21 protein-coding genes are annotated in these 20747 nt (G+C 64.8%); 7 read left to right on the top strand and 14 right to left on the bottom strand.

The window, feature by feature from the left end; all coding sequences use genetic code 11:
* Positions 1–8 precede the first annotated feature (8 nt).
* The 3 genes from PFZ56_RS24600 (at position 9) to PFZ56_RS24590 (ending at position 2216) form a co-directional block, all read left to right on the top strand.
* Positions 9–977 carry a hypothetical protein gene (locus PFZ56_RS24600; RefSeq protein WP_170004750.1) on the top strand — a complete coding sequence of 323 codons (969 nt, stop codon included), beginning with the start codon at positions 9–11 and terminating at the stop codon, positions 975–977.
* Entirely contained in the window at positions 977–1663 is a 687-nt protein-coding gene (locus tag PFZ56_RS24595) for a hypothetical protein (protein WP_170004748.1), read from the top strand. The genes PFZ56_RS24600 and PFZ56_RS24595 overlap by 1 nt, the downstream gene beginning before the upstream one ends.
* A 70-nt stretch (positions 1664–1733) precedes the next feature.
* Entirely contained in the window at positions 1734–2216 is a 483-nt protein-coding gene (locus tag PFZ56_RS24590) for a DUF4265 domain-containing protein (RefSeq protein WP_170004746.1), read from the top strand.
* A gap of 219 nt (positions 2217–2435) precedes the next feature.
* Here the strand turns inward: PFZ56_RS24590 and PFZ56_RS24585 are convergent, their stop codons facing one another.
* From PFZ56_RS24585 to PFZ56_RS24575, 3 genes are all read right to left on the bottom strand, one after another.
* Positions 2436–4625 (bottom strand): TonB-dependent siderophore receptor, encoded by a 2190-nt coding sequence (locus tag PFZ56_RS24585; protein WP_170004744.1) that lies wholly within the window; start codon positions 4623–4625, stop codon positions 2436–2438.
* A 256-nt stretch (positions 4626–4881) separates the two neighbouring features.
* The gene (locus tag PFZ56_RS24580) at positions 4882–5130 is read right to left on the bottom strand and encodes an Arc family DNA-binding protein (RefSeq protein ID WP_102881746.1); all 249 of its coding nucleotides are present in this window, start codon (positions 5128–5130) and stop codon (positions 4882–4884) included.
* Between the two features lie 263 nt (positions 5131–5393).
* Positions 5394–6785, bottom strand: a complete 1392-nt coding sequence (locus PFZ56_RS24575; RefSeq protein WP_170004742.1) for an aldehyde dehydrogenase family protein — start codon at positions 6783–6785, stop codon at positions 5394–5396.
* A 100-nt stretch (positions 6786–6885) separates the two neighbouring features.
* Between PFZ56_RS24575 and PFZ56_RS24570 the strand changes: the two genes are divergently transcribed.
* On the top strand, positions 6886–7764 hold the full coding sequence (locus tag PFZ56_RS24570) for a LysR family transcriptional regulator (RefSeq protein ID WP_102881744.1): 879 nt from the start codon (positions 6886–6888) through the stop codon (positions 7762–7764).
* Between the two features lie 12 nt (positions 7765–7776).
* Here the strand turns inward: PFZ56_RS24570 and PFZ56_RS24565 are convergent, their stop codons facing one another.
* The 4 genes from PFZ56_RS24565 to PFZ56_RS24550 form a co-directional block, all read right to left on the bottom strand.
* A complete protein-coding gene (locus PFZ56_RS24565) occupies positions 7777–8397 on the bottom strand; it encodes a LysE family translocator (RefSeq protein WP_110596089.1) in 621 nt (206 codons plus the stop codon).
* A gap of 111 nt (positions 8398–8508) precedes the next feature.
* Positions 8509–9192 (bottom strand): hypothetical protein, encoded by a 684-nt coding sequence (locus tag PFZ56_RS24560; protein ID WP_170005094.1) that lies wholly within the window; start codon positions 9190–9192, stop codon positions 8509–8511.
* Positions 9193–9356: 164 nt separating this feature from the next.
* Entirely contained in the window at positions 9357–10385 is a 1029-nt protein-coding gene (locus tag PFZ56_RS24555) for a hypothetical protein (protein WP_170005096.1), read from the bottom strand.
* A 104-nt stretch (positions 10386–10489) separates the two neighbouring features.
* Complete coding sequence (locus PFZ56_RS24550) at positions 10490–11488, bottom strand: bile acid:sodium symporter family protein (protein ID WP_102881739.1); 999 nt, start codon at positions 11486–11488, stop codon at positions 10490–10492.
* An 85-nt stretch (positions 11489–11573) separates the two neighbouring features.
* Here PFZ56_RS24550 and PFZ56_RS24545 point away from each other — a divergent pair, with 85 nt between their 5' ends.
* Positions 11574–12371 (top strand): helix-turn-helix transcriptional regulator, encoded by a 798-nt coding sequence (locus PFZ56_RS24545; protein ID WP_110596085.1) that lies wholly within the window; start codon positions 11574–11576, stop codon positions 12369–12371.
* Positions 12372–12533: 162 nt separating this feature from the next.
* Here the strand turns inward: PFZ56_RS24545 and PFZ56_RS24540 are convergent, their stop codons facing one another.
* Genes PFZ56_RS24540 through PFZ56_RS24525 form a run of 4 tightly spaced genes read right to left on the bottom strand, consistent with a single transcriptional unit; the run spans position 12534 to position 17135 of the window.
* On the bottom strand, positions 12534–12986 hold the full coding sequence (locus PFZ56_RS24540; protein ID WP_170004859.1) for a response regulator: 453 nt from the start codon (positions 12984–12986) through the stop codon (positions 12534–12536).
* Positions 12983–15310 carry an ATP-binding protein gene (locus PFZ56_RS24535; RefSeq protein WP_170004861.1) on the bottom strand — a complete coding sequence of 776 codons (2328 nt, stop codon included), beginning with the start codon at positions 15308–15310 and terminating at the stop codon, positions 12983–12985. Before PFZ56_RS24535 ends, PFZ56_RS24540 begins: the two co-directional genes overlap by 4 nt.
* Positions 15307–15975, bottom strand: coding sequence for a response regulator transcription factor (locus tag PFZ56_RS24530; protein WP_102881735.1), 669 nt, complete (start codon positions 15973–15975; stop codon positions 15307–15309). Before PFZ56_RS24530 ends, PFZ56_RS24535 begins: the two co-directional genes overlap by 4 nt.
* The gene (locus PFZ56_RS24525; RefSeq protein WP_102881734.1) at positions 15972–17135 is read right to left on the bottom strand and encodes a sensor histidine kinase; all 1164 of its coding nucleotides are present in this window, start codon (positions 17133–17135) and stop codon (positions 15972–15974) included. Before PFZ56_RS24525 ends, PFZ56_RS24530 begins: the two co-directional genes overlap by 4 nt.
* 172 nt (positions 17136–17307) lie before the next feature.
* Between PFZ56_RS24525 and PFZ56_RS24520 the strand changes: the two genes are divergently transcribed.
* Positions 17308–17826 carry an SgcJ/EcaC family oxidoreductase gene (locus PFZ56_RS24520; protein WP_047305201.1) on the top strand — a complete coding sequence of 173 codons (519 nt, stop codon included), beginning with the start codon at positions 17308–17310 and terminating at the stop codon, positions 17824–17826.
* Positions 17827–17883: 57 nt separating this feature from the next.
* Here PFZ56_RS24520 and PFZ56_RS24515 read toward each other — a convergent pair whose 3' ends face one another.
* Positions 17884–18885: an AraC family transcriptional regulator gene (locus PFZ56_RS24515; protein WP_102881732.1), complete on the bottom strand. Its 1002-nt coding sequence runs from the start codon at positions 18883–18885 to the stop codon at positions 17884–17886.
* Between the two features lie 248 nt (positions 18886–19133).
* Here PFZ56_RS24515 and PFZ56_RS24510 point away from each other — a divergent pair, with 248 nt between their 5' ends.
* Entirely contained in the window at positions 19134–19907 is a 774-nt protein-coding gene (locus tag PFZ56_RS24510; RefSeq protein WP_102881731.1) for an EAL domain-containing protein, read from the top strand.
* Positions 19908–19949: 42 nt separating this feature from the next.
* Here PFZ56_RS24510 and PFZ56_RS24505 read toward each other — a convergent pair whose 3' ends face one another.
* On the bottom strand, positions 19950–20339 hold the full coding sequence (locus PFZ56_RS24505; RefSeq protein WP_262379936.1) for a YceK/YidQ family lipoprotein: 390 nt from the start codon (positions 20337–20339) through the stop codon (positions 19950–19952).
* A 63-nt stretch (positions 20340–20402) separates the two neighbouring features.
* On the bottom strand, positions 20403–20723 hold the full coding sequence (locus PFZ56_RS24500; RefSeq protein WP_110596082.1) for a YceK/YidQ family lipoprotein: 321 nt from the start codon (positions 20721–20723) through the stop codon (positions 20403–20405).
* Positions 20724–20747: the final 24 nt, after the last annotated feature.

The raw sequence follows: 20747 nt of genomic DNA, 5'->3' as shown, positions 1-20747 counted from the left end.
ACGCAGGCATGACCCAGCCCATTGGCAGCAGTTCACAAACAAGGGCTGGCCAACAGCGTCACCTGCCACACCTCCTGTTCCGCCTGACCGCAGCACTCTTGCTCGGCCTCGGGCTAATCACCCCAACCGCCCAAGCCAACCCCACCACCACCTACCGCGGCACCCTCGGCGACACCCCGGTTGAACTGGCGCTCACCTACGACTCCCAATACGGCGGCGGTATGTCCGGCTACTGGTTCTCCGAGTCCGAGCGCCTGCCCATGGCGTTGGAATCCACGCCTTTCCATCCCGGCTCTGCGCTCTTGATCAACATCATGGACAACCCGACCCTGCCGGCGACGGCGGTGTCGTTGCAGCCTTTCGCCGAGGGGGCGGAGGCGCTGCAGGGCAGTCTGGTGGATTTGCGTACGGGCACGCAGCAGCCGTTGCAGTTGCAGCGGGTGACACGTTTTGGCGACAGTCAGCGGCAGGCGTTTGAGGGGGAGTTGTTGCAGCCGGTGTTCGATCGGGATTTCTATTTCAGTGTGCATGCCGCGCGCAAGGCCGGGGAGGAGGTGGCGCAGGTGGACAGTATCCGGGTGATCAGCCGGGCCACCGGTAAGCGGGTGCAGGAGATTAGCGGGCAGTGGTGTCTGTCGTCCGTGGGCACCAGGACGTTGACCTTCGGGCATTTTCATGCCGAGGCGCGGATGGACTTTCAGGTCCAGGGCTATCGCGTGGGGGAGGCGGATGGCCGGGTGTGGTGCTCGCCCACGCAGTATTACCTGTACAGCCGGGATCTGCGGACCTATCGGCGTCATCCGCAGTTGGAGCAGTTCGCGGTGGACGGTGATCTGCGCTTTTCCCCCAGTGGGCAGATGGAGTTCAGCAAGCAGGACTTTATCAATTACGACCAGCGCACTCGGCGTTGGGATTATTACCGGGTGATCACCCCTGAGCGTTTGGAATATCTGTCGTCGAGCGAGGAGCGTTTCTGATGCGCGGGTTTGATGTTGCTCGGGGGCTGGTGGTGCTGGTGTTGGCGCTGTGGTTGTTGCCGGCGCAGGCGTCCCACGGGGTGTATGAGGGGACCTTGGGCAAACAGGCGATTGTCTTGACCCTGGGTAGCCAGAATGCGGTCTACCAGGGCACCTATGCCTATCAGCGCTATCGCACGCCGATCCGCCTCAAGCCGACCTTCAGCTACAGCAACAAGACGCTGGCCATGGATGAGCTGGACGAGCAGGGCTTGCCGGTGGCGCGTTTGCAGTTCAATGACTTGATGAATTCCCGCCAGCAGGAGCAGGTGCGCGGCACCTGGACCAGTTATCGCACGGGCAAGTCCTTGCCCATTGCGCTGAAGCTGGTGGGCCTGGTGGATTCGGATCGCTCGTGGCCGCAGCCGGTCACCACGCTGTTGCAGAGTGCTTCCACCAAACGCTGGTATTTCCAGGTGCCGATGCCGGGCAATGATCAGCGAATCACGACGGTGGAGGTGATGGACAAGGCCTCCGGCAAGTTGCTGCAGAGCCTGGCGGTTGCGGCGCCGGGGTGTCGCAACCTGGGGGTGGATACCTTGCAGGTGCAGGCTGAGGGGGAGCAGTTGCGGATTGGCTTTCAGGACTGCAAGTTGCCGGGGTTTGCGTGGAATGCGGGCAGTGGGCGGTTTGAGCCGTTGCCTTGAGGCAGGGGATGGAAGCCTTGGGTAATAGAACAAGGATCAGGTGTTGAACCTGGAAACTGTGGAGCCTCGTATGGATGACAAGCAATCCCCTGTGTTGATTCAGGTGTACATGGCCGATGACGATGGCGCCGTTCGCGAGGAGTTGCTGGCGCGGCAGATCGATGAGCATACCTACGAGTTGCTGTCCTCGCCGGGGCTGGCACAGAACCTGGCGCGGGGCGATATCGTTTCAATTCGCAATCCCGATGCTCCGGCGCAAGTGCTGAAACGGGGCGGGAATTTCTGCATTCAGATCTATGCCGATTACATTGATCCTTCGGTGATCAGTGCGCTTGAAAACGAGGTCGCTGGTGAGCTGGGTGGAACCCTGGATGGGCTGTTCGAGGGGAACCTGTCATTCGCTGTTCCCGCGAGGAATGGCATGGACCGTATCAATGCGGTGTTCGATCGCTTCCGCGAGCAAACCGGGATCGAGTGGTACTACGCCAATGTCTATAAAAATCTCGATGACGATGAGGACGAGACGCTGTTGAACTGGTGGTTGGACTGCTGATCTTCCCCGGGGCCTGGGCATGCCACCCAACAAACCGACCAAGTAGCGACCAAGTAAGCGATCAAGTAAGCGATCAAGTCAGCACCCGGTAGTGCTACAGCGGCCGTTCTGTGGGGCGGGTCTGCATTTGGGTGTGCTTTCTGCTGGCGAGGGCGGTCTTGAGGACGCCTTCGCCGGCAAGCCGGCTCCTACGGGAGAGGTAGGAAGGGGCGGTCTGCATCAGAAATTCACCGAAGCACTCAACCGCGCCGTCAACGGCGCGCCCTGGAACAGGTAGTCGTCGCCCATGTATTCCCCTGCATCGCGCCAGTAGCGTTTGTCGAACAGGTTGTCCACGGTCAGGCGGAACACGGTTTCGTAGCCATCAATGCGGGTGCTGTAGCGGCTGCCGATGTTGAAGATGGCGTAGGCGCCGGTGGCGACGTTGCCCTGGCGGTCGGCGTATATGCTGCCGCTGTATTGCATGCCGCCCAGCAGGGCCAGGCCGTCGAGCCAGGGTAGGGCGTAGTCGCCTTGGAGGCTGGCTCGTAGGCGTGGGACGTTGAGGGTTTGATGGCCTTCGTAGGCCGGGGTGCCGGTGTCCTCGACCCGGGAGCGGATCGCCGCGACGCTGGCGGCAATCTGCAGGCGCTGGGTGGCCCAGCCGTTGGCGGAGAGCTCCAGGCCGGTGTTCTTTTGCTGGCCCTGCTGGACGTAGGTGAAACCGCCTGCAGCGTCCGGGCGCGAGTACTGGTAGGCCTGGCGCATCTGGAACAGGGCGGCGGTAAAACTCATGCGCTGCCAGTCATATTTGATCCCGGTTTCGATTTGGCGGGAGACGGTGGGGGCCAGGGTGTCGCCACTGTTGCTGGCGAACCAGGGGGCCTGGCCACCCAGGCTCAGGCCCTTGCTGTATTGGGTGTACAGCGACAGTTCGCTGATCGGTTTGTAGATCAACGCGGCCTGGGGCAGGAATACATAGCGCTGGGTGTGGCGATCGCGCACGCCGTCCTTGTCGAAGCTCTCTTCGTCGAGGCGTACTTCGCGTCCGCCGAGGACGGTCTGCCACTGTTCGTTGAAGCTGATGCGATCGCTTAGGAACAGGCCGTATTGACGGCTGTCGAGGCGTTTGTGGGTGTCGTTGAGGGCGCCGTTGTAGCGGTCGAAGTTTTCCGGCTCGCTCTGGATATTGCCCGTGCCAATCCATTGATTGATGGACTCGCGCCGGTCCACCACGCGGCGAAATGCACTGGTCCCCACGCTCAACTCATGGCCCAGGCCAGCTGCGTCGAAGCGGCCATTGAGCACCGCCTGCACTTCATCGTTGCGTCGGGTGTCGTCAGGGCTGCGGAAGTCGTAGATGTCGTAGTTGCCTTCGGGGCCGAAGTAATTGGGCACCTTGACGCTGGAGCAGCTGGTCGAGCCGTAGCAACCCCAGGCAAACGAACTGTAGTCATCGATCACCACCTTGCTGCGCGACGCACTGAGGTTGCCCTTCCAGTCGTCGTTGAAGCGGTACTCGAAACTGCCGCCGATGTTCAGCGATTCGTTGGTCACCGGCTTTGACCCGCTCTGGTGCCCCAGGAGCTTTTTCGGCGAGGCGTGGTGGGGCAGGCTGGAGCCGCCCAGCAGTTGATAACCCGGGGCCGAGCGCTGTTGCTTGTTCTGGTATTCGACATCCAGTTGCAGCAGGGCATCGGGGCTGATGTTCCAGTCGAAGGCCAGGGAGGCAAAGTCGCGCTGGCCGTTGGTGTGCTCGACGTAGGAGTGCAGGTCTTCATGGGCTAGGTTGGCGCGCAGGCCGAACTGCTGTTCGCTGCCGAACCAGCCGCCGACGTCGGTGGCCAGATAACCGCTGCCGCGATCGTCGGTGGAGACGGTCACCGAGCGGATATCCGTGGGCCGCTTGGTCACGTAGTTGATCAAGCCACCCGGTTCGCTGACCCCGCTTTGCAGGCCGGAGAGGCCCTTGAGCAGTTCCACCCGCTGTTTGTTTTCCAGGGCGACGTTCTGCTCGCCGGTGATGGTGCGGTTGTTGATCTTGTAGCTGCTGGCGGCGTTCAGGGAGAAGCCGCGCACCTCGAAGTTTTCGTAGTAGCCCACCGGCGCGTAGCTCTGGCCCACCGAGGCGTCGTTCTTCAGCACGTCGCTGAGCAGCCGGGCCTGCTGGTCCTTGATCAGCTCTTCGTTGATCACGCTGATGGAGGCCGGGGTGTCCAGCAGCGGTGTTTCGCTGAAGCCGCCCACCGAGGCGCTGTCGGCGCGATAGCCGTATTGCTCTTCGCCACTGACGGTCTGGGTCGGTAACTGGGTGCCGCTGGCGTTGGCCACCGCGTGGCTACCGGCCAGCAGCAGGCTGAGGGTCAGGCGATTGAAAGGCAATCCTGTGGAGCTGGCGCGTGTGGGGGGCGTCGGGTGAGTCCGGCTCATGAACAATCCTAGAAGGCGACGCGGTCCCCATGGCAGAAGCCGGGGGAGGTTCCTGAGAAGGCTACGATCGTCGACCTGAGTGTGTAGTGAGGAACAGCGCGGGAGCCCTGCGGGCATCAGGCAAGGGCCTGGCGGTTGCCGCTGGGTGCTGTCGGGCAGGCGCCATCATACAAGCTGCGGCGCGGGGGTAAAGGCGGGAGAGGGATTGGCTCAGGTTACCGAGGGGGGCGGCCCTGATGCATGAAAAGAAACGGCGTTACCGGTCAGGTTCAGGGGTGTTCATTTGCAAGGATTCGATCTGTTGTTCCAGGGTTGCAATCTTGCCCAGCAGGATGTTGATGAGTTTCTTGTCGTGGCTACGGACTTCGGTGGCGACCAGCGACTTTTCCAGTCGGTCGACGATTTCATTGTTCATGCTGCGGTTTTCCTGCTTGGCGATGCGCTTGACTTGGGTGTGAAGCTCACCAGGCAGGCGAACGATGAATTTTTGAGCGGGGGCGCACATGCCGGACCTCGGGTGATATCAAAAAGAAACATCATAGAAAGGTCGGGGCAGGCAGGGCTTCAAGAAAATTCTGAAAAAACAGCAAGATCGGGCTTAGTTTCGCTGAGCAGGGTGGGCGACTCGCTGAGCGAATCAGGGCATTGCGCTGCCTAAAGCCAGGCCGCTCAATCAAGAACTGGCGCAGAGGGTGTCAGCCCCCTCGCCAGCGCTGAATGTCCGTTGGCATCAGGGCCTGGCCGGTGGCTCAAGCCCCGTGCCCGACCTCAACGTCGATCCAGCCACACCGTCTGCGCATTGCAGAACTCGCGCACGCCGAAGTGCGACAGCTCGCGACCGAAGCCGCTTTTCTTCACCCCGCCGAAGGTCACCCGGGGGTCGCTGGCGCTGTAGCCGTTGATGAACACGCCGCCGGTTTCCAGTTCGTCGGTCATCTGCCGGGCCCGTTCCAGGTCCTGGGTGAAGATTGTCGCGGTGAGGCCGAACTCGCTGTCGTTGGCCAGTGCCAGGGCGTGCTCGGCATCCCGGGCGCTGATGATGGCGGCCACTGGGCCGAACAGTTCCTGCTTGAAGGCGGTCATTTGCTCGGTGACGTTGGCCAGCACCGTGGGCTGATAGTAGTTGCCGGCGCCTTCGACCTTGTCGCCCCCCAGCAGCAGGGTGGCGCCTTCGGCCAGGGTCGCCTGGACTTGCTGGTGCAGCTCGTCGCGCAGGTCGAAGCGGGCCATGGGGCCGAGGTAGGTGTCGCTGGCCAGCGGGTCGCCCATCACCAGGGTGCGGGTGGCTTCGACGAATTTGCGGGTGAACTCCGCGACCACCCCTTGTTCGATGATCAGGCGCTTGGCGGCGGCGCAGACCTGGCCGGTGTTCTGGTAGCGGCCGATCACCGCGGCCTTGACCGCTTCGTCCAGGTCGGCGTCGTTGAGCACGATAAAGGGATCGGAGCCGCCCAGTTCCAGCACGCATTTTTTCAGCGCGGCGCCGGCCTGGGCGCCGATGGCGATGCCGGCGCGCACGCTGCCGGTGAGGGTCACGGCGGCGATGCGGCGGTCGGCGATGGCGCGGGACACGCCGTCCGGGGTGACGTTGAGCAGCTCGAAGACGCCTTCAGGGAAACCGGCGCGCTGCATGACGTCCAGCAGCAGGTAAGCGCTGCCCATGACGTTCGGCGCGTGCTTGAGCACGTAGGTGTTGCCCGCCAGCAGCGCCGGCACCGCGCCGCGCAGCACTTGCCAGATCGGGAAGTTCCACGGCATCACCGCCAGCAGCGGGCCCAGGGGGCGGTACTCGATGCGCGCCTTGTTGTTTTCCACCAGGGTCGCTTCCGGGGCCAGCATGGCCGGGCCGTGCTCGGCGTACCACAGGCACAGCTGGGCGCATTTTTCGATTTCGCCCCGGGCCTGGGGCAAGGGCTTGCCCATTTCCAGGCTGATCATCCGTGCCATGGCCTCGCTGTTGTCCCGCAGGGCCTGAGCCAGTGCGTTCAGGCGGCTGGCGCGCGCCGCGACGCTCTGGCGTTTCCACAGGGCGAAACCGCGGGCGGCGCGCTCCAGGGTGGCGTCCAGTTCCGCTTCGGACTGGTAGGGGTAGGCACCGATCTGCTCGCCGCTGGCGGGGTTGATCGACAAGGCGTGGGTGTGGCTGGAAACAAGGCTCATGGCACCGTCCTGCTGGGTGGGAATGACGGCAGGTTACGGTGCTGGCTCTTTGCTGAAAACTGAATAATATTAAGCGAGTCGTTCACGTTTGGAGAATGAATTGGATCTGGTCCAGCTGGAAATTTTCAAGGCCGTTGCCGAGCAGGGCAGCATCAGCGCTGCGGCGCAATTGATCCACCGGGTGCCGTCGAACCTGACCACGCGGATCAAGCAACTGGAGCAGGACCTGGGGGTGGAGTTGTTTATCCGCGAGAAGAGCCGCCTGCGCCTGTCGCCTGCCGGGTGGAACTTCCTCGACTACGCCCGGCGCATTCTCGATCTGGTGGCCGAAGCGCGCTTGACCGTGGCCGGCGAGGAACCCCAGGGCCCGTTTGCCCTGGGTTCCCTGGAAAGCACGGCGGCGGTGCGCATCCCGGCGCTGCTGGCGGCCTACAACCAGCAATACGCCAAGGTCGAACTGGACCTGTCCACCGGCCCCTCGGGGACCATGATCGAAGGCGTGCTCTCCGGGCGTCTGGTGGCGGCCTTCGTCGACGGCCCGGTGCGCCATCCGGCCCTGGAAGGGCTGCCGGTGTTCGAGGAAGAAATGGTGCTGATTGCGCCCCTGGGGCACGCGCCGATTACCCGAGCGCGGGAGGTCAACGGCGAAAGCATCTACGCCTTTCGCGCCAACTGCTCCTACCGCCATCACTTCGAAAGCTGGTTTACCCAGGACGCCGCGGTGCCGGGCAAGATCCACGAAATGGAGTCCTACCACGGCATGCTGGCCTGCGTCAGCGCCGGTGCCGGGCTGGCGCTGATGCCCCGCAGCATGCTGGAAAGCATGCCCGGCTGCGCCACGGTCAGCGTCTGGCCGCTGTCGCCGCGCTTTCGCTTCCTGCGCACCTGGCTGGTCTGGCGGCGCGGCACCGTGTCCCAGAGTTTGAGCAGTTTTGTGAAGCTGCTGGAAGAGCGTGGGGCGGTGCTGGCTGAGGTTTGAGGGGAACGATGTTCAACGCCTGCTCAAGGCCAGGCGAGCCGCGAACAGCACGAAGATCATCCCTGTGGTGCGGTCCATCCACTGGATCACCTTTTCCCGCTGCAGCACCCCGCTCAGGGAGCGGGTGGCGCCAATCAGCAGCAGGGACCAGATCAGCCCCAGCACCACGTGGATGCTCACCAGACCGAAGGTCCAGAGCACCAGCGGCTGTCCCTGGGGAATGAACTGCGGCAGAAAGGACACGTAGAAAACCCCCACCTTGGGGTTGAGCACGTTGCCCAGCATGCCCTTGAGAAACCAGTTGGCCCCGGGATTGCCGTCTGCGTCTGCCGGAGCAAACGAGCGGCGTGGGCGCAACAGCATGTTTAGCCCCAGCCAGGCCAGGTAGGCCGCGCCGCAGTATTTCAGCAGGTTGAAGGCCAGTTCCGACACCGCAATCAAGGCCCCCAGGCCGAAAGCCACGGCCGCGCCCCAAAGCAGGCAACCGGCGTTGATCCCCAGCGCCGCGCGTAGCGCCTGTTGCTTGCCTTCCACGGTGGCGGTGCGCAGCACCAGGGCGGTGTCCAGGCCCGGGGTCAGGGTCAGTAGGGTGGCGGCGAAGGTGAAGGCCAGGAGGTTGTCGGTGATGGACATGGGCAGGGTTTCAAGCCGGGACGTTGGCGAACGTTAGCACAGCCGCGAAGCACTGATGCGCTCCACGGCGGTGTGGGTAAACCGCAGCGGTTTGGGCTCTGCAGGCAAGCCTCAGGCCTTGCACCGGACCAGTGCCAGATACACCCCCGAGCCTTTCCCAGGTTCGATGTAATTCGCGCTGTCCAGATTGGTTATCTGGGTCGGTTTCATCTCCAGTTCCAGCTCCGGTGCGTCGGCGTACCACTCGTTGTTGTCGTTCAGGCCATTCTCGAAAGCGTCGAGAAACGCCTGGCAACTGTCGAACTTGCCATAGCTGTAGTTGCCTTGCTGGTCACTGTAGAAGCGTGAGTAGCTCAGCAGCACGATGCCCCAGCGCTCGATGCGCTCATCGGGACTGGTGCGGGGGATCTGCTTGACCAGGTCCTTGCGGATTTCCCAGATCTTGTAATAGGCGTTCTTGTTGTTGTGCACCACCTTGAACTCGATGGCGGTTGCGGCCTTTTCGCCGTAGCTGTCCTCGACCCAGATATCCACCTTGCGCCGCTCGGCGGCGATCAGCCAGCGCGGGACGTTGCAGCGAGGAACGCTGATGTGGCTGGGGCGGTAGTCGTCGCGTTCATCCAACTGGCCGCCGAGGCCGAAATGCTCGCGATTGATGTCCAGCAATGCCGCCGATTCCAGGCTCAGCCACAGTTCCGGAGCGACGCTGACAACAATCGATTTGAGAATGCGCTGGCGTTCTTCCTGTTGCAGGTGCGTCAGCAGCAGTTCGGTAAAGCGGGGAACAAAGGACATGGGATCTCCTTATCAGGTTCGAATAGGTGGAACGGTCAGATTAATGCCCATCTGTAGGAGCGAGCTTGCTCGCGATGCTTTCCAAAGCGCCGCCTATTCCCGGTGAGTGCGGGTTATCGTTGACGTCCTCGGCGAGCAAGCGCGCTCCTACGACAGGGCGGCGGTTAGAACGGGCCGCGGGGTTCAGGGATGCCCAGTAGCTGTTGCCGGGCTTCGAGCTGTTTGTCCACGGCGCGTTTGCCACTGAGCAGCTTGAGATGCTGCACGCTGGGCGGTAGCTGGCTGTCGATCAGTGTCAGCAGATCCATCTGTGGGGCCTTGATGATGCGCAGGTCGGCGATGTTCGAGGTGTTCAGGCCGCTGAGTTCCTTCAAGGCCTTGAGATTGGCCAAGCGCAGCCTGCGCAGATGCGCAGTGTCGCCCAGCGCCAGCCGGCTCAATTGCGCCTGATCCTCGATCTGCAGCACTTGCAGCTGTGGAAACCCTTCCAGGTCCAGGCGGTTGAGGCCACGGACCCGCAGGATATCCAGTTCCTTAACGTACGAGTTGCGCAGTTCCGGCATGCCCTCGCGGCTGCCGAAGCTCACCGACAGGCTGTGCAGGCCGGACATACGGGCCACCATGCCCAGGGGCGTCTTGGCCGGCATGCGGTGCAAGTTCAGGGTGGCGATGTTCGGGCACTGGCTCAGGACGTCCAGATTGTGGCTTTGCACACTGATGGATAGCTGGTGCAGGTCGGGCATCTGGTCGATGGGCGCGAGGTCGATGGCGGGGCCCTTGTCCAGGGAGAGCCGCAGTTGTTGCAGGTGCTTGAGGTTGGGCAGGGCCAGCAGCCCGGGCAGGTCGGCGCTGATCACCTGCAGGGCAAACTCCCGAAGCAGGGGCAGGTGACCGATGGCCTTGTAGTGATCCAGGGTGTCGAGGCAGTCCAGGCTCAGGGACTGCACATGGGGCAGGGCCAGCAACACCCGGGCATCGAACGCGCTGCCCGGGTAATGGCTATAGAAGCGCACCTTGAGGCGTTCACCGAAACGGGCGCAGAGCGTGTCGAGCTGACTCAGCAGTTCGCCATCGTACTGTTCGGCCTTGGCGAACTGGACGATGACCTGGGCCTGGTCATCGGCCTCCAGGCGGGCGCTAACCTGCAGTTCCAGGTCGGCCTGGCTGGGGGCTTGAATTCGATGGGGAAACATCAGCGGTCCTTGATGATTTTCGCCGCGGCATCATGCCATTGCGCACGCTTCATCGCCATCTGCGCGCAGGCCCGGCCAGCTGCCGGGCCGCCTTGCAGGAAAGGTTACGGGTCGACCTGGCCCATCAGCTCGGCCACCGATTCCGGACGCTTGGCGTAGCGCTGGGCCAGCACCGCGCAGACCATCAGCTGGATCTGGTGGAACAGCATCAAGGGCAGAATCAGCACGCCCATGGTGCTGCCGGCGAACAGCACCTGGGCCATGGGCACGCCGGTGGCCAGGCTCTTTTTCGAACCGCAGAAGAGGATGGTGATGCGGTCTTCCTGGTCGAAGCCGAACAGCTTGCCGAGAAAGCTTGAGGCCAGCAGCACCATGGCCAGGAGGATGCAGCAGGCCACCAGCAGCCCGCCCAGTTCCCACAGCGGGATCTGCTGCCAGATGCCTTCGTTCACCGCCTCGCTGAAGGCGCCGTAGACCACCAGCAGGATCGAGCCCTGGTCGACGAAGCGCAGCCAGTTCTTGTTGCGCCCGACCCAGGCGCCGATCCAGCGCCGGGCAATCTGCCCGGCGATAAAGGGCAGCAACAACTGCACGCTGATCTTGACGATGGCATCCAGGGTCGAGCCGCTGTCGCCGTGCACGTTCAGCAGCAGGGTCACCAAGAGCGGGGTGAGGAAGATCCCGAACAGGCTCGACGCGGCGGCGCTGCAAATGGCCGCCGGGATATTGCCCCGGGCCAGGGAGGTAAAGGCGATGGCCGATTGCACCGTGGCCGGCAGGGCGCACAGATACAGCATGCCCAGGTACAGGTCGTTGCCCACCAGCGGCGACAGCAGCGGCTTGAGCGCCAGCCCCAGCAGCGGAAAGAGCACGAAGGTCAGGCTGAACACCAGCAGGTGCAGGCGCCAGTGGCCGGCCCCGGCGATGATCGCCTCGCGCGACAGCTTGGCGCCGTGGAGGAAGAACAGCAGGCCGATGGCGAGGTTGGTCAGCCAGCCGAAGCCGACCGCCACCTGGCCGCTGGCGGGCAGTAAGCTGGCCAGCAGCACCACGCCGATCAGGGTCAGGGTGAAGTTGTCGGGCAAAAGACGCGAGCGAGTCATAGCGGGATCATCCGGGGGTTGCCAAGTGCGGTGGGGCGACTCTAACGTGGCTGGAATTTACCGACTAACGCCAAGGAGCCCATTAATGCCGCCTAAAGGACATGAAAAAATCGTCCGCCGCAGTATTCCCGGGCTGCCGAGTCTGCCGCGACCGGTGTACGGGCGCACTGAATCCTTGCCCAACCGCGCCTTGACCCGGCGCCACAGCCACCCCTGGGTGCAGTTGTCCTACGCGATTGCCGGGGTGCTGGAGATCCAGACCAGCGCCGGGCGCTTTGTCGCTCCGCCGCAGCGTGCGGTATGGATTCCCGCCGGGGTGCCGCACCGGGTGTTCAGCTCGCCGCGCACCGAGATGCGCAGCCTGTACCTCGATTGCAGCGTTACCACCTGGGCGGCGCCAGACAGCTGCCAGGTGCTGGCAGTCAGCAGCCTGCTACGGGAGTTGATCCGCGCCTTCAGCGAATTGCCGGTGGAGTATGTCGAGGACAGCGCCGACGGGCGCCTGGCCCAGGTGCTGCTGGACCAGCTGGCCGCCGCGCCGCAACTGGACCTGATGCTGCCGCTGCCCCTGGACCCGCGCTTACGGGCGATCTACCGCAGCTTGCAGGCACACCCGGAACAGCCGACCACCCTGGGGCAATGGAGCCAGAAGCTCGGGGTCACGGAGAAAACCCTCAGCCGCCTGTTTCTCAAGGACACCGGGCTGACCTTCCGTGCCTGGCGCCAGCGTCTGCGCCTGCTCGGCGCGCTGACCCCGCTGGAGCAGGGCGAGCGGGTTACCGATGTTGCCCTGGCCTGTGGCTATGACTCGACCTCGGCGTTTATCGCCGCGTTTCGCCAGCAGTTCGACGCCACCCCCGGCGAGTTCTTCCGCGACCTCTGAAACCCCGCGATTCCTGTAGCCGCTGCCGCAGGCTGCGAACGGTCGCGAAGCGGCCGCTGCGTTATATCAGCAAGCCCGGTTTGGGTCTGCTGCGCAGCCCATCGCAGCCTGCGGCAGCGGCTACAGGGTGCGACGATGCGGCAAGTGCGGCGGCGCGGCAGGTCAGGCCCTGGATGGGCGCAGCAGTTCGATGCACTCCGGCGGCACCAGGGTGCGCAAGGTCTTGTACAGGGCCCGGGTTTCCAGCAGGTTCCAGATCCGCAGCAGGGTTTCCAGGGCGTCCAGTGGCTTGCTGATGAAGTCCCGGGCGCCCAGGGCCAGGGCCCGCAGGCGGGTGTCGCGGGTGGCGTCGGCGGTGAGCACCAGAATGGGCAGGTAGTCGTTGGCCGGAATTCGCCGGTTCAGTTGCTCCAACACCGCAAAGCCGTCGAACTCGGGCATGTGCAGATCGAGAATCACCAGGTCCGGTTCGAAGCTGTTGAACAGTTCCAGGGTGCGCAGCGGCTGGGTGCTGCTCAGGACGTTGTGCAACCCTTCACGGGCCAGCAGTTGTTCCATCAGGTCGAGGTTGGGACGTTGGTCGTCGACGATCAGGATGCGCATATCGGCAGTCATACGGGCTCCACTAGGCAGGCTTGGAGGTGGGCAAGGAACGCCGGTACATGGATCGGCTTGGTGAGGATCGCGGTCGCCCCGGCTTCTCGCAGGGTGCGCTGGGTCAGCTCGCTGGCGTCGGCAGTAATCATCAGGATCGGTGTGCTGGCGGTGATGGCGGAGGCTCGCAGGCGTTGCAGCACTTCCAGGCCCTGCAGGTCCGGCAGGTTGACGTCCAGCAGGATCATCTGCGGTGCGTGCTGGCGGGCCAGATCCAGGCCCATCTGCCCCTGCATGCTCGAGAGCAACTGAATGCCCGGCCGGCGCTGCAGCAGGGTTTCGATCAGCGCCAGGCTTTGCAGGTTGTCTTCGATGCAGAGGATCTTGCCCTGGTGCCGGGCCGGCGCCTGGGGCGTCGGCAGGCTCAGTGCCGGAGCGGCAAAAGGCGTTGCGGCGGGGGCATCGGGCAGGCGCACGAAGGGCAGCTCCAGGCTGAAGCGACAGCCGCTGCCCAGGGTGCTCTGCACGCTGAGGTCGCCGTCCATCATTTCCAGCAGGCTCTTGCTCAGGGCCAGGCCCAGGCCGGTGCCTTCGACCTTGGGGTCGGCATCCAGGCGTTCGAACGGCTTGAACAGGCGCTCCAGATGATCAGGGGCAATGCCACCGCCGGTGTCGATGACGCTGATACGCAGGCGCGGTCCGTCGATCGCCACCTCGATGCTCACCTGGCCGGCGCTGCGGTTGTACTTGATGGCATTGGACAGCAGGTTGAGCAGCACCTGGATCAGCCGCTGGCGGTCGGCGATCACTCCGCTGTCCACCGGCAGTTCCGGCAGTGGTGCCAGGTGAATGCCGGCGTCGGCGGCCATCGGCGACACCAGGGTCAGGGCTTCATGCAGCACCGCCGCCAGGGGCATGGGCTCGACGTTCAGCGGCAGGCGCCCGGCTTCAATGCGAGCGATGTCCAGCACCTCGTTGATCAGCGCCAGCAGGTGCTGGCCGGCCCGCAGGATATGCCCGACCTGGGGGCGCTGGCCGGCGCTGGAATCCATGTCCAGCAGTTGCGCGAAGCCGAGGATGGCATTGAGCGGGGTGCGCAGTTCGTGGCTCATGCGCGAGAGGAATTCGCTCTTGGCGCGGCTGGCGCTTTCGGCTTCTTCGCGGGCGGTGCCCAGGGCGATTTCCGCGGCGCGGCGGTCGGTGATGTCCCGGGTGATCTTGGAAAACCCCCGCAGGGCGCCGCTGGCGTCGTATTGCGCAGTGATCACCACGCTGGCCCAGAAGCGGCTGCCGTCCTTGCGGCAGCGCCAGCCTTCTTCCATGTAGTGGCCGTGGGCGGTGGCTTCGCGCAGGGCCATGTCCGGGTGCTGCGGGCATTCTTCCGGCAGGTAGAACAGGGAGAAATGGCGGCCGATGATTTCCTGGTCGCGGTAGCCCTTGATCCGCTCGGCGCCGAAGTTCCAGGTGGTGACCATGCCGGCGGTGTCCAGGGCGAAGATTCCGTAGTCCTTGACCCCGTCGATGATCAGGCGCAGGCGTTCTTCGTTGTCGCGCAGGGCGCGCTCGCGCTCGGCCAGCAGTTGCCCGGCTTCCACCAGGCGTGTGCCCAACTGGCCGATCTCATCCAGCTCCGGGGCTTGCGGCAGCAGGGGCTGACCCAGGGCCAGGCGCTGGGCGTTGCCCTGGACCTGCTGCACCCGAGTGACGATGCCCCGGGACAGCAGCAGCACCGCAACGATGGCGCCAAACAGCCCGCAACCGGCGGCCAGCAGGGTGGCGAACAGCAGGCGCATGCGGGTTGCCGCCGCGGCCGCGGTGCGTTCGGCCAGCAGCGCGTCCTCGTGGATGCGCATGGCGCTGATCTGTTCACGCAGCACGTCCAGCACCTGTTTGTTGTCGATGAGGATCGCGGTCACGGTGGCGCTGTCGTCGCGGCTGCCGTTGCGCAGGGCCACCAGGCCTTCGAGCTTGGTCTGGATCAACGGGGTGATGGTGTGCAGGTACTCGCGCATGCGCGTGTCGCGCACGTTGCGGTCTAGGCGTTGCAAGGCGGCTTCAATCTGCGGGCGGGCCTGGAGGTAGGCGGGCAGGAAGTCCTCGCTGCGGGTCAGCAGGTAACCGCGCACGCTGGCCGCGGCCTCGGCCAGCAGGGTGTGCACGGTCTGGATGTCGCCCTGCACCAGCAGCACCCGGCGTACGTCTTCTTCGGCGCGGGCGGTCTGGCGTTCGGCGCTGTAGATCAGCACCAGCGACAGCAGCAGGATCACCAGGGGCAGGGAGATCACCACCAGCGCCTTGCCCCGCAGCGGCAGGTCGGCCCAGCGCCGGGCGCTGCGCAGGTTCATGGCCACTGCCCGCTGGGCTGGGTCACCAGCCCCAGGGCAATGCCGCGCACCGCCGCCTGGGTACGGTCGGAGGCGCCGAGCTTGCCGATCACCCGCTCGACGTGGGCCTTGGCGGTGCCGGTGGTGATGCCGAGCTTTTCGCCGATCTCGCGGTTGCTGAAGCCGCCGGCCACCAGCCCCAGCACCTGGCGCTCGCGGGCGGTCAGGGCCTGGACCTGGGGCGCCTGGCCGTTGCCGCGTTCGGTCATGCGCCGCAGCAGGCGCGCGCTGACCGCGCTGTTGAGGGCTTCCTCGCCCTGGGCCACCCGTTGCAGGGCGCCGATCACTTCGTCGCGGCTGGCGTCCTTGAGCAGGTAGCCCACGGCGCCGGCGGTCATGGCCGCTTCCAGGTGATCGGGGCTGTCGTCCATGGTGAAGATCACCACCTTGACCTCGGGCTGGCGCTGCTGCAGAAGGCGCGCGGCCCCCAGGCCATTGAGCCGCGGCATGCGGATGTCGAGGATGGCGATGTCCGGGCGCAGTTGCTCGCACAGGGCCAGGGCTTCTTCACCGTCCCTGGCCTGGCCCACCACTTCGAACTCCGGATTGCCCGCCAGCAGGGCGACGAAACCGGTGCGGGTCACTTCATGATCGTCCGCCAGGACCAGGCGTATCAGCGTACTCATAGCGCTGGCTCCAAGGGCTGGACGGGAACCCGGGCCAGCAGCCGGGTGCCATTGCCGGGCCGGCTGTCGCAGCTGAAGTAGCCGCCCAGCAGATGGGCGCGTTCGTGCATGGCGACCTGACCCAACTGTTCGGCCACCGGGGCCGGCGAGCTGATGAAGCCGCAGCCGTCGTCGCTGACCCCGAGCAGCGCCTGGCCGTCCTCCAGGGCCAGGCTCAGGTGCACCTGTGAGGCCCGGGCGTGTTTGAGGACATTGTTGATGGCTTCCTGGGCGATGCGGAACAGGGCGATTTCCACCGCGTCGGGCAGGCGCTGCGGCGCGCGCTGGCCCCAGTACACCAGCAGACCGGCGTCGCGCAGGCGGTCGGCCTCGCGGTCGATGGCCCGCAGCAGGCCGAAGTCGTCGAGCACGTGAGGGCGCAAGCCGCCGATCAGCTGCCGGCCCTCGCCGACGCAGCCCTGGGCCAGTTGCAGGATGGTCTGCAGGTCCTGCTGCAGTTCGGCGGACAACGGCGGACAGCGCCCGGCGAAGCCCTGCAGGCGCTGATGGAGTCCGGCCAGGGTTTGCGCCAGGCCGTCGTGCAGGTCATAGGCGACCCGCTTGCGTTCGTCTTCCTGGGCGCTGAACAGGCGCTGCACCAGTTCCGACATGCTGCGCTCCCGGGCTTGCAGGTCGCGCAGCAGGCGCTGGTTTTCCAGGTGCGCGGCCAGCAGGGTGGCCAGCAGTTGCAGGGATTCCAGGTCTTCGCTGTCCGGGGGGCTGATGGGCACGCTGTTGGCCAGCAGCAGGGCGCCGAAGGCCCGGCCGTCGGCGCGGTGCAAGAGCACGCGCAGCACGGCGCTGTCCGGGGTCGGCGGCGGCTCCGGCCACTGCGGGTGATCGGCCAGGGCGCGCAGGCCTTGCAGGCGCTCTTCATGACCCTGGGCGGCGCGGGTGTGGATCACACCGTCTTCGGCCCATTCCAGCAGCAGCCCGTGGTCCATGGCGGCAAAGGCACAGGCCCGTTGCACCACCCGCTGGCGCATCTGCTCGGGGGGCAGTTGCAGCAGCTCCTGGCCGGTGTCCACCAGCAGCCGCAGGCGCGCGGCGCGGCTCTGGGACTGTCGATACTGGCTGCGCAGGGCCAGGGCGCTGGCGGGGTCGAAGGATGGGGTGGACATGGCGGGGCTCCAGTGTGGCGGCGCTGCTGTTGAACAAAAGCGGGCATTAGACCCGCTGCTGCACGTCACGCCTATCTGCCAAATGGCATAGGCCAAAAGCTCCAGTTGGCCGATGGCGCGGGCGACGGCGATGGGCAAAGTGTGGCTCATTGAAACCCACTGGAGAAATCGTATGAAACTGAAAACCACTGCCCTGGCCCTGTTTTTTGCCTTCACCGCTCCATTGGCGGTGGCCGCCGAGGTCAAGCCCTATGTCTATAGCGCCGTTGCCGAGCAGCCGCAAGCGGCCCAGGACCGTGAGATCGCCGGCCTGTTCGACCGCTGGAACAGCGCCCTGCAGACCGGCAATCCGCAGTCGGTGGTGAGCCTGTATGCGCCGAACGCGGTGTTGCAGCCGACCGTGTCGAACCAGGTGCGCAGCACTCACGCACAGATCCAGGACTACTTCGAGCACTTCCTGGCGTCCAAGCCGGTAGGTCAGATCAACTACCGTGAAATCCGTCACCTGGGCCCCGATGCCGCCCTGGACAGCGGCGTCTACACCTTCACCCTGACCGATGCGTCGGGCAAGGCCGAGAAGGTCCAGGCGCGCTACACCTTCCTGTACGAGCGCATCGATGGCCAGTGGAAGATCCTCAACCATCACTCCTCGGCCATGCCGGAAGTTCAGCCGCAGCTGGCCGCTCACTGATCCACCTTGCGTTCCCTTCACGCCGAGCTTTCGCTCGGCGTTGTCGTTTCCCGCGGCTCACTGCTCGCGGTAGCGCCCCGGGGTCATGCCGAACCAGCGCAGGCAGGCCTTGTGAAAACTGCTCTGGTCGCGAAAGCCCAATAGCGCGCCGATGTACTTGACGCTGCGCATGGAGTTGCGCAGGAAGCTGTGGGCCAGCATCAAGCGGGCTTCGTCCAGCAAGGCGGAGAAATGCACGTCTTCGTGTCCCAGGCGGCGTTGCAGGCTGCGGGTGCTGACCCCGACGATCTGGGCAATGTTCGGCAGGTCGCTCGGCGCGCCCTGGGCCAGGCGTTCGGACAGCGCTCGGCGGACCCGGGCGGTCATCGAACCGTTGTGCAGCAGGTTGAGGCGATTGCGCGCGTACTCCAGGTGCAGCACATCCAGGGCCGGGTCGGCGGTGGGCAGGGCAATGGCGCAATCCTGGCTGCTGAAGGACAGGCTGTTGTAGGGCGCGCAAAACTGCAGGTTGTCTCCCAGCAGTTGGCGCAGTGACCCGGTGTCCAGCGGCTCCTCGTAGGTGAAGGTGGCCGCCAGGGGCCGCAGTTTGTGCTGCGGCAACAGCCAGTGCAGCAGGCCCAGGGTCTGGGCCGCGCCGGCGTCGATAAAGGCCCGGGGCATCATCGAGGGTTCGCTGGCCACGTCGAAGCCGATCAGGGTCAGCATCTGCGGTTTGCGTTCCAGGCACATGCAGAAGCCGTTGCTGATCAGCGCGTGGTAATCCACCAGGCGTTGCAGCGCGATGCCCAGGGTGGCGCAGGACATCACCGCATACCCCAATGCCTCCAGGTTGGCCGGATGGGCCTTGCTGTAGGCCAGCAGGCCCAGGTCCGGCTTGCCGGTGCGGCGCACGGCTTCCTGTATCACCTGATAGACCAGTTCCAGCCTCACGCCCTTGGGGTTTTCATACACATCCCGCAGGCTGCTGCCCAATTGCTTGAGCAAGGTTTCGACGTGGGCGCCGCCCTCATTCATGACATCGGCAAGCACCCGAAAGCTGGCGCTGGTCATTCTATGCATAGGTCTTCCTGGACTGATGGCTAAGTGATATCGGAGAGGCCATTGGCATGATTGCAATAAACACGGGGCCACAGACGATTCGGCAGTGCCGCGCGTTTCCGAGGACAAGCGAAAGGTATCCAGGAACACTTCCTCAAGGCCTGTGCCAGGGTCGATCATGCTCGGCCAGGGCCCTTGGGAAGGGTGACGGCCAGCGCGTCGCATCCGGTTCGCCGCGAGGGTGCCGTTGTCTTGCCCGGGGAGTTGTCATGCAAAGCGTCAGAGACTTTTATCGTGAACTGGCCCAAGGCCGCCTGATGCTGGCGTTCCAACCGGTGGTGTGGCTGCCCGACAGCAGCCGGGTGCTGTACCACGAAGGCTTGCTGCGCCACATCGATGCCCAGGGCGGCGAAGTCTATCCTCTGGCGCTGCTGGAAAAACACCAACTGATGCGCGAGCTCGATCACAGCGTGGTGCGCTGCGTGATCGAGGCGCTGCACCGTGATGAACGCCTGCGCCTGGGCTGCAACATTTCCGCCCAGAGCGCGATCATCGACGGCTTCTGGTTGCCGATTCTGCAGGTGCTGCGCGACTCACCTTCAGTGGCCGCGCGACTGGTGATCGAGATCACCGAAAGCGCCACGCCGCCGAGCATCGAGGCGGCCAGCGAATTCGTCCTGTGCCTGCGCGAAATGGGCTGCCGGGTGGCCATCGACGATTTCGGCGCGGGCCTGGGCACCCTGGAGTTCATTCGCCAGACCCGGCCGGACATCGTCAAGATCGACAAGGGCTACATCCAGCGTGCCCGTGGCGAACTCAACAGCGCCCAGACCCTCAGCCACCTGGTGCAGCTGTGCAAGACCCTGGCGCCGTGCGTGATCATCGAAGGGGTGGAGACGGGCAGCGACCAGAACCTGGCCACCGCCTGTGGTGGCGAGTGGGGGCAGGGCTATCTGTTCGGTCGCCCGCAGGTGGATCGGCTGGGGCGGCGCTGCTGCCTGGAGCAGCGCAGGGCAGCGCTGTGCGCGTCGGATCAGGCGTAGCCCGGTTGCGCCAAGGCACGGCGCATGCCCGCCTGAAGGGGGTCAATCAGCCTGCGGGGTGATGGGCGGGGTGTGGGCCGTCGGGCCTTGCACCTCGGCACTGATGGGCAACGCCGGCAGCTCTTCCTCGGGAATCTCCTTCTTCTTCACGTGCCTGTTGCGCTTGGGCCGCTCCGGCTGGAACGCGTCGTAGGGCAGCAGCACGGTGTCGAGCGCCGCATCCAGGGGCAGGCTGGCCACCAGCAGGATCGGGCACACCACGGTCACCCAGCAGCCGCCGGTGATCATGCGTGCGTAGCCCATGTCGTAGCCAGTGAGCACTTGGGCGTTGGTCTTGACGCTGCGGTAGTAGCGGTCGTCGCGAAAGTCCAGGGCATTGCCGCGAGTCATGTAGGTGCCGCAGCCGGACAGCAGCAGGGTGTTGAGCAACAACAGGTAATGGAGGATTCGGATGATCGGGCTTCCACGCAGGGGCGAAACAGGGTCGGGCGCGAATCAGTGATTCATCGCGTCATAGGGCAGCAGCGCGGTGTCGGCCACCGCATCCACCGGCAGGCTGACGATGGCCACCACCGGGCAGACGATGCTGACCCAGCAGAAGACCGTGGCGTAGCCGTCGTAGCCACTGGAGCCACGCATGGTCAGCAGCTCGATATTGGCCTGGGTGCCTTTGTAGTAGTCGTAGCCGCTATGGGCGTTGGGCGTGCGGGCGATCAGGGTGCCGCAGCCCGTCAGGGATATTGCGGATAACAGAAGTACAGCGTTGAGGGCTTTGATGATGCCATTCCTTAGCGAGCAGATTTTTGCCGCGCGCATCGTCGCAGAAGCCTGGGGCACACG

Origin of the sequence: Pseudomonas danubii (assembly GCF_042980055.1) — a bacterium.
Classification (GTDB): domain Bacteria; phylum Pseudomonadota; class Gammaproteobacteria; order Pseudomonadales; family Pseudomonadaceae; genus Aquipseudomonas; species Aquipseudomonas danubii.
This window is presented reverse-complemented; position numbering and strand designations above follow the sequence as displayed.

Bases quoted from the DNA above. Each gene is read 5' to 3' on its own strand.
- PFZ56_RS24600 (WP_170004750.1), top strand. From the start codon at position 9: ATGACCCAGCCCATTGGCAGCAGTTCACAAACAAGGGCTGGCCAACAG.
- PFZ56_RS24595 (WP_170004748.1), top strand. From the start codon at position 977: ATGCGCGGGTTTGATGTTGCTCGGGGGCTGGTGGTGCTGGTGTTGGCG.
- PFZ56_RS24590 (WP_170004746.1), top strand. From the start codon at position 1,734: ATGGATGACAAGCAATCCCCTGTGTTGATTCAGGTGTACATGGCCGAT.
- PFZ56_RS24585 (WP_170004744.1), bottom strand. From the start codon at position 4,625: ATGAGCCGGACTCACCCGACGCCCCCCACACGCGCCAGCTCCACAGGA.
- PFZ56_RS24580 (WP_102881746.1), bottom strand. From the start codon at position 5,130: ATGTGCGCCCCCGCTCAAAAATTCATCGTTCGCCTGCCTGGTGAGCTT.
- PFZ56_RS24575 (WP_170004742.1), bottom strand. From the start codon at position 6,785: ATGAGCCTTGTTTCCAGCCACACCCACGCCTTGTCGATCAACCCCGCC.
- PFZ56_RS24565 (WP_110596089.1), bottom strand. From the start codon at position 8,397: ATGTCCATCACCGACAACCTCCTGGCCTTCACCTTCGCCGCCACCCTA.
- PFZ56_RS24560 (WP_170005094.1), bottom strand. From the start codon at position 9,192: ATGTCCTTTGTTCCCCGCTTTACCGAACTGCTGCTGACGCACCTGCAA.
- PFZ56_RS24555 (WP_170005096.1), bottom strand. From the start codon at position 10,385: ATGTTTCCCCATCGAATTCAAGCCCCCAGCCAGGCCGACCTGGAACTG.
- PFZ56_RS24550 (WP_102881739.1), bottom strand. From the start codon at position 11,488: ATGACTCGCTCGCGTCTTTTGCCCGACAACTTCACCCTGACCCTGATC.
- PFZ56_RS24545 (WP_110596085.1), top strand. From the start codon at position 11,574: ATGCCGCCTAAAGGACATGAAAAAATCGTCCGCCGCAGTATTCCCGGG.
- PFZ56_RS24540 (WP_170004859.1), bottom strand. From the start codon at position 12,986: ATGACTGCCGATATGCGCATCCTGATCGTCGACGACCAACGTCCCAAC.
- PFZ56_RS24535 (WP_170004861.1), bottom strand. From the start codon at position 15,310: ATGAACCTGCGCAGCGCCCGGCGCTGGGCCGACCTGCCGCTGCGGGGC.
- PFZ56_RS24530 (WP_102881735.1), bottom strand. From the start codon at position 15,975: ATGAGTACGCTGATACGCCTGGTCCTGGCGGACGATCATGAAGTGACC.
- PFZ56_RS24525 (WP_102881734.1), bottom strand. From the start codon at position 17,135: ATGTCCACCCCATCCTTCGACCCCGCCAGCGCCCTGGCCCTGCGCAGC.
- PFZ56_RS24520 (WP_047305201.1), top strand. From the start codon at position 17,308: ATGAAACTGAAAACCACTGCCCTGGCCCTGTTTTTTGCCTTCACCGCT.
- PFZ56_RS24515 (WP_102881732.1), bottom strand. From the start codon at position 18,885: ATGCATAGAATGACCAGCGCCAGCTTTCGGGTGCTTGCCGATGTCATG.
- PFZ56_RS24510 (WP_102881731.1), top strand. From the start codon at position 19,134: ATGCAAAGCGTCAGAGACTTTTATCGTGAACTGGCCCAAGGCCGCCTG.
- PFZ56_RS24500 (WP_110596082.1), bottom strand. From the start codon at position 20,723: ATGCGCGCGGCAAAAATCTGCTCGCTAAGGAATGGCATCATCAAAGCC.